The 12,735-nt window shown below is 58.7% G+C and carries 11 protein-coding genes; 2 read left to right on the forward strand and 9 right to left on the reverse strand.

The genetic code is table 11. From position 1 onward, the window contains the following. Positions 1–127 precede the first annotated feature (127 nt). The 7 genes from gyrB to mutM all read right to left on the reverse strand — a co-directional run bounded on the left by gyrB (position 128) and on the right by mutM (position 9,129). Positions 128–2,545 carry a DNA topoisomerase (ATP-hydrolyzing) subunit B gene (gyrB, locus tag Q4577_RS06850; RefSeq protein WP_244684127.1) on the reverse strand — a complete coding sequence of 806 codons (2,418 nt, stop codon included), beginning with the start codon at positions 2,543–2,545 and terminating at the stop codon, positions 128–130. A 95-nt stretch (positions 2,546–2,640) separates the two neighbouring features. Then, positions 2,641–3,741 carry a DNA replication/repair protein RecF gene (recF, locus tag Q4577_RS06855; RefSeq protein ID WP_303469099.1) on the reverse strand — a complete coding sequence of 367 codons (1,101 nt, stop codon included), beginning with the start codon at positions 3,739–3,741 and terminating at the stop codon, positions 2,641–2,643. Positions 3,742–3,769: 28 nt separating this feature from the next. After that, entirely contained in the window at positions 3,770–4,888 is a 1,119-nt protein-coding gene (dnaN, locus tag Q4577_RS06860; protein ID WP_244684125.1) for a DNA polymerase III subunit beta, read from the reverse strand. A 163-nt stretch (positions 4,889–5,051) separates the two neighbouring features. Then, the gene (gene dnaA, locus Q4577_RS06865) at positions 5,052–6,467 is read right to left on the reverse strand and encodes a chromosomal replication initiator protein DnaA (RefSeq protein WP_303468965.1); all 1,416 of its coding nucleotides are present in this window, start codon (positions 6,465–6,467) and stop codon (positions 5,052–5,054) included. 509 nt (positions 6,468–6,976) lie between these two features. Next, positions 6,977–7,240, reverse strand: a complete 264-nt coding sequence (rpsT, locus tag Q4577_RS06870; protein ID WP_244684120.1) for a 30S ribosomal protein S20 — start codon at positions 7,238–7,240, stop codon at positions 6,977–6,979. Between the two features lie 196 nt (positions 7,241–7,436). Beyond that, complete coding sequence (locus tag Q4577_RS06875) at positions 7,437–8,213, reverse strand: enoyl-CoA hydratase (RefSeq protein ID WP_303468966.1); 777 nt, start codon at positions 8,211–8,213, stop codon at positions 7,437–7,439. 64 nt (positions 8,214–8,277) lie between these two features. Further along, positions 8,278–9,129: a bifunctional DNA-formamidopyrimidine glycosylase/DNA-(apurinic or apyrimidinic site) lyase gene (gene mutM, locus Q4577_RS06880; RefSeq protein ID WP_303468967.1), complete on the reverse strand. Its 852-nt coding sequence runs from the start codon at positions 9,127–9,129 to the stop codon at positions 8,278–8,280. A gap of 86 nt (positions 9,130–9,215) precedes the next feature. Between mutM and ubiE the strand changes: the two genes are divergently transcribed. After that, a complete protein-coding gene (ubiE, locus tag Q4577_RS06885; RefSeq protein ID WP_303468968.1) occupies positions 9,216–9,983 on the forward strand; it encodes a bifunctional demethylmenaquinone methyltransferase/2-methoxy-6-polyprenyl-1,4-benzoquinol methylase UbiE in 768 nt (255 codons plus the stop codon). Between the two features lies 1 nt (position 9,984). Then, the gene (gene ubiB / locus Q4577_RS06890) at positions 9,985–11,520 is read left to right on the forward strand and encodes a 2-polyprenylphenol 6-hydroxylase (RefSeq protein ID WP_303468969.1); all 1,536 of its coding nucleotides are present in this window, start codon (positions 9,985–9,987) and stop codon (positions 11,518–11,520) included. A 100-nt stretch (positions 11,521–11,620) separates the two neighbouring features. On the opposite strand, the gene Q4577_RS06895 is transcribed toward ubiB, so the two are convergent. Together Q4577_RS06895 and Q4577_RS06900 are read right to left on the reverse strand one after the other, a co-directional pair. Next, positions 11,621–11,845, reverse strand: coding sequence for a hypothetical protein (locus Q4577_RS06895; RefSeq protein ID WP_303468970.1), 225 nt, complete (start codon positions 11,843–11,845; stop codon positions 11,621–11,623). A 229-nt stretch (positions 11,846–12,074) separates the two neighbouring features. Next, complete coding sequence (locus Q4577_RS06900; RefSeq protein WP_303468971.1) at positions 12,075–12,734, reverse strand: flagellar hook capping FlgD N-terminal domain-containing protein; 660 nt, start codon at positions 12,732–12,734, stop codon at positions 12,075–12,077. Between the last annotated feature and the right edge of the window lies 1 nt (position 12,735).

Raw genomic sequence — 12,735 nt, forward strand, 5'->3', positions numbered from 1 at the left:
TCCGATCAACCGGTTCGGGCAACAAGGCTCAAGCCATTGAATAGAAGCGGTTACATATATTCAGACGCCATCCGTGACGCGCAAAATCATGCGCGCCACACGGGTTTATTCGCTTGGCCGAAAGACCTCAGAAGTCGAGGTTTTCCACACTCAGCGCGTTCTTCTGGATGAACTCGCGACGTGGTTCGACCACGTCGCCCATCAGCTTGGTAAAGATGTCATCAGCCTCGGCCAGATCGTCGATCTTGACCTGCAGGAAGGTGCGCGCGTCGGGGTCGAGCGTGGTTTCCCAAAGCTGATCCGGGTTCATTTCGCCCAGACCTTTGTAGCGTTGCAGGGTATTGCCCTTTTCGCCCTCTTCCAGAATGGCCGCCAACAGATCAAGCGGGCCCTGGATGATTTGCGAACGTTCCTTGCGGTGCAACGACGCGGCAGAGCCGTAAACTTCTTGCAGGTTCTGGGTGAAGGTGCCCGTGCGCCGGGCCTCGCCCGAGCGCAGCATCGGGCCGTCCAATGTCCGCACCTCTTCAACACCACGCAGAATGCGGGCCAATCGGATACCGTGATCCTGGGTGATGCGACCGCGCCAACCCTTTTCGTATTCCAGCGCAATCAGGTCCAGCCGCCGCGCCACCTTGTCTGCGACGCCCTGAAGATCGGCATCGACAGCACCCGGCACAAAAGCCCCGGCAATGGCGGCCTGTTCAAGGATGTGACGCGGGTAATGCGTTGGAAAGGCGTCCAAAACCCGTTTAAGCTGCCGCGCCTCTTCCACCACGCGGAACAGATCCTGACCGGCCATTTCCGCGCCATCCGCCAGTTTCAGCGTCGCGCCGTCAACACCCTGATTCATCAGGTAGTCATCCATCGCGGCCTGATCTTTCAGATAGACCTCGGACTTGCCGCGCGACACCTTATAAAGCGGCGGTTGCGCGATATAGAGATAACCACCTTCGATCAATTCCGGCATTTGGCGGAAGAAGAACGTCAGCAGAAGCGTGCGGATATGCGCGCCATCGACGTCGGCGTCAGTCATGATGACAATCTTGTGGTAGCGCAGTTTTTCGATGTTGAATTCGTCGCGCCCGATGCCGGTGCCCAGCGCCATCACCAGATTGCCGATCTCCTGGCTGCCCAGCATCCGGTCAAACCGTGCGCGTTCAACGTTCAGGATCTTACCCTTCAACGGCAGGATCGCCTGGGTGCCCCGGTCGCGACCGGTCTGGGCCGATCCGCCGGCGCTGTCACCCTCGACGAGGAACAATTCGGTCTTGGACGGATCTTTTTCCGAACAATCCTTCAGCTTGCCCGCAAGGAAGTTCACATCCATCGCCGATTTGCGGCGGGTCAATTCGCGGGCCTTGCGGGCGGCTTCGCGGGCCATGGCGGCCTCGACGATCTTGCCGACAATCATCTTGGCCTGCGCCGGGTTTTCCTCGAACCATTCAGACAGCTTTTCGCCAACCAGATTCTCGACCGCTGGGCGCACTTCGGAGCTGACCAGTTTGTCCTTGGTCTGCGAGCTGAATTTTGGATCGGGCACTTTGACCGACAACACACATGTCAGGCCCTCGCGCGCGTCATCGCCGGTAAAGCTGATCTTTTCGCGTTTTGCGATTCCGCTTTCCTGTGCATAGCGCGTCAGGGTGCGGGTCAGCGCCCCACGGAACCCGGCAAGGTGCGCGCCACCGTCGCGCTGCGGGATGTTGTTGGTAAAGGGCAGCACCGTTTCGTGATAGCTGTCGTTCCACCACATCGCCACTTCGACACCGATGTCGTCGCGGTCACCCGCCACATAAATCGGCTCTTCCATCATCGGGCTTTTGTGGCGATCCACGTATTTGACGAATTCCTTGACGCCACCCTCGTAAATCAGTTCCACATGCAGCGGCTCTGCCGGGCGATCATCCTCAAGAATGATTTTCACACCGGAGTTGAGGAAGGCAAGCTCACGCAACCGCTTTTCCAAGGTGTCAAACACATAGTCGAGGTTGGAAAACGTGTCGGTTGAAGCCAGGAACCGTACCTCGGTGCCGGATTCACCCACCGCATCGCGCACCACGCGCAGATGTTCGGTGGTCTCGCCATGTTCGAACTTGGCGTAGTGTTCCTTGCCATTGCGCCAGACGCGCAATTCCAACCAGACAGAAAGCGCGTTCACCACCGACACGCCCACGCCGTGCAAACCACCCGACACCTTATAGGAATTGCTGTCGAATTTACCGCCGGCGTGCAGCTGGGTCATGATGACCTCGGCGGCGGAAACGCCCTCTTCCTCGTGGATGTCCACGGGAATACCCCGGCCATTGTCACGCACGGAAACCGAGTTGTCGGCGTGAATTTTCACGTGGACATAGTCGGCATGACCGGCCAGCGCCTCGTCAATGCCGTTGTCCACGACCTCATACACCATATGGTGCAGACCCGAACCATCGTCCGTATCGCCGATATACATACCGGGACGTTTGCGGACAGCTTCTAAGCCTTTGAGAACCTTAATCGAATCCGCGCCATATTCGGGTGCGGGATTTGCTTGCTCGGACATGCGTTGCCTTCTTTTTCTCTCGCCCGAAATATAAGGTGTTTTTGGGGGCATGTCACGCAGATGCCACAATATTTTGTGTCACCTCTGCGTGGCCCCTAGGCGGGCGCCACCCGGGATTCGCCCGCGGTTTCCGACACTTCGAACCGCTGCGCGCGATCCCCAAGGTCGGTGAACAATTCCGCGCCGGTGCCGGTCATCCAGGCCTGCGCGCCCAGCGCCCAGATTTCATCATAAAGCGCGGCACGGCGGGCTGCGTCCAGATGTGCCGCGACCTCGTCCAGCAACAGGATCGGCGGGCTGCCAATGTCATTGGCCAGCGCGCGGGCATTGGCCAGTATCAGCGAAATCAAAAGCGCCTTCTGCTCGCCGGTGGAACAATCACGGGCCAGCGTACCTTTGGCGGTGTAAACCGCATGAAGATCGGTGCGGTGCGGTCCAATCATCGCCCGACCGACGATCATGTCGCGGGATCGGCTGTTGGCAAGGGCGGTGCGCAGCGCCTCTTCCCCGTCCGGCATGTCGTCGTCTGGTGCCGTCAGTTCCAGGGTGCTGACCGGAAACGCGGTCTCGGCCTCTGCCTGGGCCGCAGCGATCCGCGTCAGGGTCGCCTGGCGATTGCCATGGATCACCGCGCCGGCGCGGGCCATCTGCACCTCTAACGCGGCATACCAATGACCGTCGCGCACTTGATCCTTGAGCAGACGATTGCGTTCCCGCATCGCCTTTTCGTAATCGAGCACCGCTTGGGCATGTTCGGGAAAAAAGCTGAGCGTCATCCGGTCCAGAAACCGCCGCCGTCCATCTGCGCCTTCTATCCACAACCGATCCATTGCGGGGATTAGCCACAGCACACGGGCCAATTTGGCCAAAGCCACCTGTGCGGCGGGTTTGCCGTCCACCTTCACCTGCCGCGATGCGCCGTTTTCCGATTGGCTCTCAATCTCGCGCGGGCGGCCTTCGACATGCAACTCGCCAGAGATCTTCCAGCCCAATGCCTCGGGGCGGCGGGTCATATCCTCGGCGCTGGCACGGCGCAGCCCGCGACCGGGGGAAAACAGCGACACTGCCTCCAGGATATTGGTCTTGCCCGCGCCGTTGTCACCAAACAGGGCCACCGGACGCGCATCACAGGTCATCGCCACATGTTTATGCGAGCGAAAATGCGACAGTTTCAGACGGGTCAGATGGCTGGGCAGCGCAGAGGGCAATCTGTGCCCTGCCCCGTTATACCCGCATCGGCATGACGACATAGACCGCGCTGGTGTCGTTGCCTTCGCGCATCAGGGTCGGATCACCGGAGGAGTTGAACATGAACACCGCGTTTTCACGATCCACCTGGCTGGCGATTTCCAGCAGGTATTTCGCGTTGAACCCGATTTCCAACCGTTCGTCGGCATAGGCCACGGCCAGCTCTTCTTCGGCTGCGCCGCTGTCGGGCGCATTGACCGACAGTACCAGCCGATCTTCGTCGAGCGACAATTTCACCGCCCGCGAACGTTCCGAACTGACGGTCGCAACCCGGTCCACTGCGCGGGCGAAATCGGATGCATCGACTTCCAGCTTGCGGGTGTTGCCCTGGGGAATGACGCGGGTGTAGTCGGGGAATGTGCCGTCAATGACCTTGGACGTCAGGGTGATTTCCGGGGTGGCAAAGCGCACTTTGGTTTCCGACACAGAAACCGCGATTTCCATATCGTCATCATCCAGAAGCTTGCGCATTTCGCCCACGGTCTTGCGCGGGACAATCACGCCGGGCATTTCCGCCGCACCATCAGGCAGATCAGCGTCAATCCGCGCCAGCCGGTGACCATCGGTCGCCACACAGCGCAGAACCTTGCCGCCTTCGGCATCAGAGACATGCATATACACGCCGTTCAGGTAATACCGGGTTTCTTCCGTCGAAATCGCGAATTTCGATTTATCGAACAACCGGCGCAGCACCGGGGCCGGGGCGGAAAAGTTCGACGAATATTCCGAAGTCGCCATGACCGGGAAATCTTCTTTTGGCAGGGTCGCCAACGAGAAGTTGGACCGCCCGGCTTCGACCGTCAGACGACCATTTGTTGGCTCTTCGGTCAGCGTGACCAAGGCGCCGTCCGGCAATTTGCGGACAATTTCGTGCAATGTGACGGCAGAGACCGTCGTTGCACCGGCGCGCTCGACCTGGGCCGGGGCCTTGTCCACCACTTCGATGTCAAGATCGGTCGCCCGAAAGGACACGGTGTCCCCCTCCGCCTCGATCAGCACATTTGCCAGGATCGGGATGGTGTTGCGCCGTTCGACAACCGATTGCGCCTGCGCCACTGCCTTGAGCAATGTGCCGCGTTCGATACTGATCTTCATATCCCTGTCCCTCCGAAAGCCCGGAACCGGCACGTTAGCCGCATCCCCCATGTGCTCCAAGCCCTTTTCGGGCGTTGCTGTGAGGTTTCCAATGGTTTGAGGGGGGCGTCAAGGGTGCCGCAGGCAAGGAAAGTCTCTTGCCTGCTCTTTTGGCAACTATGGCCTAGGCTTCCAGCGTCCGGCGCAGCATTTCCAGATCTTCGGCAATCTGGCCATCCTGGATCTTCAACTCTTCAATCCGACGCACGCCATGCATGACCGTGGTATGATCGCGCCCGCCAAACCGACGGCCAATTTCCGGCAAGGACCGGCTGGTCAATTGCTTGCAGAGATACATTGCCACCTGACGTGGACGGGCAAAGACCCGCAGCCGCTTCGGCCCAACCAGTTCAGACAGGCGAATATTGTAATGCTCGGCCACCTGACGCTGGATTTCCTCGATGGTGATCTTGCGTTCCGATGCCCGCAGCACGTCTGCAAGACAATCCTGCGTCAGTTCCATGGTGATCGGCCGACCAACAAGCGACGCAAAGGCGAACAGCCGGGTCAGCGCCCCTTCCAGCACGCGCACGTTGGTGGAAATGCGATGCGCCAGGAATTCCAGAACCTTTTCGTCCAACTCCAGCTCGGGATATTGCAGACGATGCGTGGCCAGTTTGGAATGCAGAATACCCAGACGCAGTTCATAATCGGTGGGGTGCAGATCCACCACCAGGCCCGATTGCAAACGCGACTGAATCCGGTTTTCCAGATCCTTGATCTCGCCCGGCGCACGATCCGCGGAAATGATGATCTGTTTGTTCTGATCGACCAACGCGTTGAAAGTGTGAAAGAATTCCTCTTGGGTTGAATCCTTGCCGGCGATGAATTGCACGTCATCGACCATCAGCACATCAACCGAACGGAAGATCTGTTTGAAATCCATCATCTTGCGGTCGCGCAGCGCCTGAACAAAGCGATACATGAATTGTTCGGCCGACAGATACAGCACATTCAAATGCGGGGAACGCGACTTCAGCTCCCATGCGATGGCATGCATCAGGTGGGTTTTGCCCAATCCGACGCCACCATAGAGAAACAGCGGGTTAAAGGTGACTTCACCGCCCTCGCCCACCCGGCGCGCGGCAGCATGCGCCAATTCATTCGGTTTGCCGACGACAAAAGTGTCAAAGGTGAACCGTTTGTCCAAAGGTGCGCTTGGCAACAGATCAGCCAAATCGGACCTCGGCATTGACTTGGGTTGCGACGACTTCGACGGGGCGGGTTTTGCCGGGCCGCGCGGCACCGGAGACATTTTGGCACTCTGCCCGGCCTGCGCCATTGGGCTGGTTGCCTTGTTCGCCGGCACGTCGAATTGAAGACGGCGCACTTCGGCGCCGGCCGTGCTCATCGTGTATTGCAGCAACTCGCCATAATTCCGGTGCACATAGTTGCCCAGAAAACTGGTTGGCACAGCAAAGCGGGCGATCCCGTCTGTCACACCTTCGAATTCGAGCGGCTCAATCCAGTTGGCATAATTGTTTGCCCCCACGGTTTCCCGCAACTGCCCTTGTAGTGCTCCCCATTGGTCTTCTGTCATTTGTCCCTGCATCTGTTCCCGATTTTCCGAATGTCCCTCAACATCCGGTCCCCTACTAATAGAACGCGCCGCACGGTCCCCTGCCGGATACCCAACAGCGTGCGCCTACCTGTACAGACACCTTTCCCGACCAGGGGTGAGTGCCCCTGGGAATCGGTATCTGGCCGAACCTAACTTGTTGGACATGGCTGTGAGCAAATGCTCTAACTCGTTCAAATTCCACCGCTTTCCGGTGGTTCTTTGACCAAGCCAGTCGTGGCAAATCGACTGTTTCCGCCTGTCCCCCCAACTTCACGACATGAATCGCAAGATGAACTTAGCAAGTCGCGCCGCGGAGCGGCAACCCAAACTAAATGTTGACTCAGGGAATGGCGAAAAAGAATCTATCGGGCTGTGCAGACAGGACACAAACCCGCCAATGAAAGGCCTTTGAAACAAAAAAAGACACCCGAAGATCCGGGTGCCCTTGCGTTTTGTATAGCGACGTGGAAACGCGATTTCAGCGCGACTCAGCCGATGGCTTTGACCCGTGCAGCCAGGCGCGACATCTTCCGCGCGGCGGTGTTTTTGTGCAGGATACCTTTGGTAACGCCACGCATCAGCTCGGGCTGAGCGGCGCGAAGTGCGGCAACCGCAACCTCTTTGTCACCAGCTTCGATCGCTTCTTCTACTTTGCGCAGATAGGTGCGCATGCGCGAACGGCGGGCTTTGTTGACGGCAAAACGTTTCTCGTTCTGGCGGGCGCGTTTTTTGGACTGGGGCGTATTTGCCATGCTGATCTTCCCTTTCGAGGGTCTGGTATTTTCAATAGCGCAATGCCGGACCGCCCGGACCCCGGCCAAAACTGGCACCGGTCTGAGATGATTCTAGCCTAAGCGGGCTGCACGCGCATGTATGGCGGCGGGATATACGCAACTTCGCCGCGTTTGCAAAGGCCAAATTTGGGCAATCCAGCCTTTGCCTGTGTGATTACTTGTCGCGGAACTGTGGCTGACGCTTTTCCTGGAACGCTGCCATGCCTTCGGTCTGGTCTTCGCTGGCAAACAGCGAATGGAACAGCCGCTTTTCAAACAACAGTCCCTCGGCCAGCGACACTTCCTCGGCCCGGTTCACCGCTTCCTTGGCGGCGCTTGCGGCCAGCATGGATTTTTCGGCTATTTTCTGGGCTGCGCCCTGGGCTTCTTCCATCAGCTTCTTGGCGGGCACCACGCGGCTGACAAGACCGGCGCGCTCGGCCTCTTCTGCATCCATGAAACGCCCGGTCAGGTGCATGTCCATGGATTTCGATTTGCCCACCAGCCGTGTCAAACGTTGGGTGCCGCCGAGTCCGGCAATCACACCAAGATTGATCTCTGGCTGGCCAAATTTTGCAGTGTCCGCCGCAATGATGAAGTCACACATCATTGCAAGCTCGCAACCGCCGCCCAGCGCGTACCCCGCCACAGCGGCGATGATCGGCTTGCGCACACCCATGATCTGGGCATGTTCAGGACCAAAGAAATCCTGGGTGAAGACATCGACAAAGGACTTTTCGGACATTTCCTTGATGTCCGCCCCGGCGGCAAAGGCCTTGGCCGAGCCGGTCAGCACAATGCAGCGCACCTTGTCGTTTTTCGTCGCCTCGCCCAGCGCCTGACACAGCTCGCCCAACAATTGCGAGTTCAGCGCATTCAGCGCGTCAGGACGGTTCAGGGTGATGGTGGCAACGTGGTCTTCTACTTCGACGATGATCGTCTCATAGGCCATGTAAAAAGCTTTCCGTTGTTTCGGTCAGTTTCCCGTGCTTATCAGCTTGATTGCGCGGTTCAAGCTATCTTTGACAGTTGGCACAATAGAAGCTTGATCGCCCAGATTGCACGATACGGGCAATTGTATCGTCACAATCCGGGGTGCGACAGGGGTCGCCCTCGCGGCCATAGACGTCAAAGCTGTGCTGAAAATATCCAAGTTCTCCATCGGCTTGGCGAAAATCCTTGAGCGATGATCCCCCCGCTTCAATCGCCGCCATCAACACGTCGCGAATGACCGGCACCAGCGCGTGCATCTGTGTTTCAGAAAGATCACGCGCTTTGCGAATTGGGGATATTCCGCAACGAAATAATGCCTCGCACACATAAATATTGCCCAATCCTGCGACGATTTTCTGATCCAGAAGCGCGGATTTGATCGGCGTGTTGCGACGGGCCAACGCCGTGGCCAGGTAGGTTTCGCTGAAATCATTGCCCAAAGGTTCCGGCCCCAGCTTGGCCAGAAGCGGATGCTCTTCTGCGCCTGCGGTCGGCAAAAGATCCATCGCGCCGAACCGACGCGGGTCGTTGAATGTGATGCGCGCCCCGCCCGCCATGTCGAAGACCACATGATCATGTTTTTCCGCCGCCGGGTGATCACGCACAAACCGCCCCTGCGGATCGCCGGAAATCAGGATGCGGCCCGACATGCCGAGATGGATCAACAGGGTTTCCCCGGAATCGAGGTCGGCCAGGATGTATTTCGACCGGCGCCGCAGGGCCAGAACCCGCCGCCCAGTCAGCCGCGCGGCCATATTTTCCGGAAATGGCCAACGCAGATCAGGCCGATTCACCGCCGCGGCTGCGATCACGTCGCCCTCCATCGCCGGGGCCATGCCGCGGCGCACGGTTTCAACTTCGGGTAATTCGGGCAAGTCGGTGCTCCCATACAAAGGGCCGCATTGTGTCGGCCTGTCAGCGCACTATAACAACACGCAACTGGAACCAAACGGCAAGCCCCATGACGCAGGACAATCCCAAGACCACGCATTTCGGCTACCAAACGGTGCCCGAAGAAGAAAAAGCCGGCCGCGTGCAGGGCGTTTTCGGCTCTGTTGCGTCCCGCTATGACGTGATGAACGACGCGATGTCGATGGGCATTCACCGGATCTGGAAAGATGCGATGATGGATTGGCTGGCGCCCCGCGCCGGGCAAAAGCTGCTGGATGTGGCGGGCGGCACCGGCGATATTTCGTTCCGTTTCCTGAAGCGGGCGGGCGCAGGCGGGGCCGAAACCACCCATGCCACCGTATTGGATCTGACCGAGCCGATGCTGGTCGAAGGCCGCAAACGTGCCGAGGCCGAAAGCATGGCCGACAGCCTCGATTGGGTGGTCGGGGACGCGATGGCCCTGCCCTTTGCCGACAACAGCTTTGATGTTTACACCATCAGTTTCGGCATTCGCAACGTCACCCGGCCGGCCGACGCCCTGGCCGAAGCCTATCGCGTGTTGCGCCCCGGTGGGCGGTTGATGGTGCTGGAATTCAGCCAGATCCCCAATCCCGGTCTGCAATGGGCCTATGACCGCTATTCATTTAATGTCATTCCCGAAATGGGCCGGTTGATCGCCAATGACCGCGACAGCTATCAATATCTGGTGGAATCCATCCGGCAATTCCCCGACCAGGAAACATTCTTGCAAATGGTGCGCGACGCAGGGTTCGAACAGGCGAAATACCGCAATTTGACGATGGGCGTGGCCTGTCTTCATTCCGGTTGGAAGATCTAGAATGCGTGGACCGCACAATATTTTCCGTCTGATCCGCACTGGCGCAACGCTGGAACGTACCGGCGCCATGAATGACGTATTGGACGCGTTTGACGCGCCAACGCCGCTGCGCATTGCCGCCAAGACGTTGGGCTGGCCGTTCAAATGGCTGGGCTATCGTGGCGATTCGGCCCTGCCGCCGGTCAGCCGCGCGCTGACGGCGATGGGACCGGCCTATATCAAGTTCGGTCAAATCCTGTCGACCCGCCCCGATGTGGTGGGGGACGACCTGGCGCTGCAATTGCGCGTCCTGCAGGACAAATTGCCACCCTTTACCGTTGCAGAGGCCCGCGCCACAATTTCCGCCGCATTGGGCCAACCTTCCGAGGCAATCTTTTCCGAAATCAGCGAACCTGTGGCGGCGGCCTCGATTGCGCAGGTACACAAGGCCGTTGTCGCCGAAACCGGCGAAACCGTGGCGATCAAGGTGCTGCGCCCCGGCATCGAACGCGCCTTTCACCGCGACATCGACGCGTTTTACTTTGCGGCCAAAACCGTGGAATTGCTGTCACCGTCTTCGCGCCGGTTGCACCCGATGGAGGTGATCCGCCATTTCGAAGGCGTGGTGACCGGCGAATTGGATTTGCGCCTGGAAAGCGCCGCCGCATCGGAATTCGCTGCCAACACCAAGGAAGACGCCGGGTTCCAACTGCCGGAAATCAAATGGCATTTGTCGGACCGCCGGGTGATGACCATGGGCTGGGCCGAGGGTGCGGCGCTTGGGGATAATGCCGCGTTGGACGCCGCCGGGCATGACCGGGTGGAACTGGCCGAACGCGTGCTGCAATTGTTCCTGAACCATGCGCTGCGCGACGGGTTCTTTCACGCTGACATGCATCAGGGCAACCTGAAGGTGGCGGCCAACGGCGATATCATCGCGTTTGATTTCGGCATCATGGGCCATATCGACGAATACACCCGCCGGGTTTACGCCGAAATTCTGTTTGGCTTTATCCGCCGCGATTACAAACGTGTCGCCGAGGTGCATTTCGAGGCCGGTTATGTGCCCGCCGACCGCGATGTCGATGAATTCGCCCGTGCCCTGCGCGCGGTGGGCGAGCCGATTTTCGGCATGGATGCGACGCGCATTTCCATGGCCAAATTGCTGGCCTATCTGTTTGAAGTGACTGAACGTTTCGGCATGGAAACCCGGACCGAGTTGATCCTGTTGCAGCGCACGATGGTGGTGGTCGAAGGGGTGGCGCGCTCGCTGAACCCACACACCAATATATGGGAGGTCGCCCATCCCATCGTCGAAAGCTATATTCGCAACAGCATCGGCCCGCGCGCCTTTCTGGAAGATCTGGCCAACACGGTAAAGGTTCTGGCGCGTTTCGGGCCCCGGTTGCCAGAGCTGGCAGAGGCCGCCCTGATTCAGCAGGTCGACAAAGCGGAACACAGAGACACGTCCCGCATTCTGCGCAGCCGGTGGCTGTTCCTGGCATGTGGGCTTGTGATGGGGGCGGGTCTGGCGGCGGTCTTCATTCCGCTTACCTGACCGTAGCCTTATGCCATCTTGGCGGCGCTGCCACCCTCGGGTGGCCAAACGCAAAACGGCGACCCAAGGGCCGCCGTTTCGTTTTTTGGGTCATTCCGACTCAGGGAGTTCCGGTCGAGCTGGACGTGCTCGAGGATCCACCATTGCCGCCACCGGCCGCAATCAAAACCAGAACGGTAACACCGCCAAGAATGGCGAGTGCAGTTGTATCGCCTTGAGTGGCGATAAATGGATCGGCCGCGACGTCAGCCGGTTCGGCCACTGCCGGAGCAGCAGACGCCAGCGTAACCGCTGCGGCCGCCGCCAATGCAAATTTCTTCATCATGTTCTCCAGACACTATTGGGTGAACACACACCCCACGCAGCGCCAGAGTACATTGAAATAGCTCAGGCTTCAAACCCGTTTGATCATGTTTTTGGCTCCGTTTTCGGCGCAAGCACCTGAGCGTCATTTCCGCAACAGTGGCGTTCATTTACTGCGGAAAACTGCCCCGAAACCCGATATTCTGCTGGTTTTTCATCCAAAAAAAATACCAATACACGCTTTGGTTGAGTTACTCTCTGATACCGGTAACAGAATCTGTCGCCAAAACATGCCCCCCCTTCAAAACGAGATAGGTTTGACCGTTGTCCACCCGTGCCTCTTGCACCCTGTTGTAGGTGGCCACCGATGTCACGCCAACAGACTCGCCATTGGTAAAATTTTCGACCGAAAAACTGTATTCCCCCATTGGCAAGGGTGCGCCGAACTCATCCACGCCAGCCCATTCAAATCGGGCCTGGCCAGGGGTCAGAGGATGCGACTGCTTCAGGTTTCCGGCCGCATCCCGCACCTCAAGCTGCGAAGTATCCGCGCCGGTGACCGTGGTGACCGCAAGCGACAGAGGCGCGCCATCGAAATACCCCGGAGCATCGCTGCGTACCTCGCGCCCCACCCAAGAGGCCAGATCCCCCAACCCGCCGACGCTGAGGAGCGACATCATGTTTTGCAAAAGATCATTGGTCACGACCTGCTGCTCCACCGACGAAAACGTCGCCAATTGCGCGGCATAATCCGATGAATCGATCGGGTTCAATGGATCCTGATTTTGCGCCTGGGTGGTCAACATTTTCAGAAAGGTTTCGTAATCCGAACTCAGGATCGCCTCGCTGCTGGCGGGTGTGGTCGTATTTGTGGCGGCGGTTGTCACCGATGTCGTGCTTGATGAAATCATT

The organism is Marinovum sp. 2_MG-2023 (genome assembly GCF_030548265.1).
Classification (GTDB): Bacteria; Pseudomonadota; Alphaproteobacteria; order Rhodobacterales; family Rhodobacteraceae; genus Marinovum.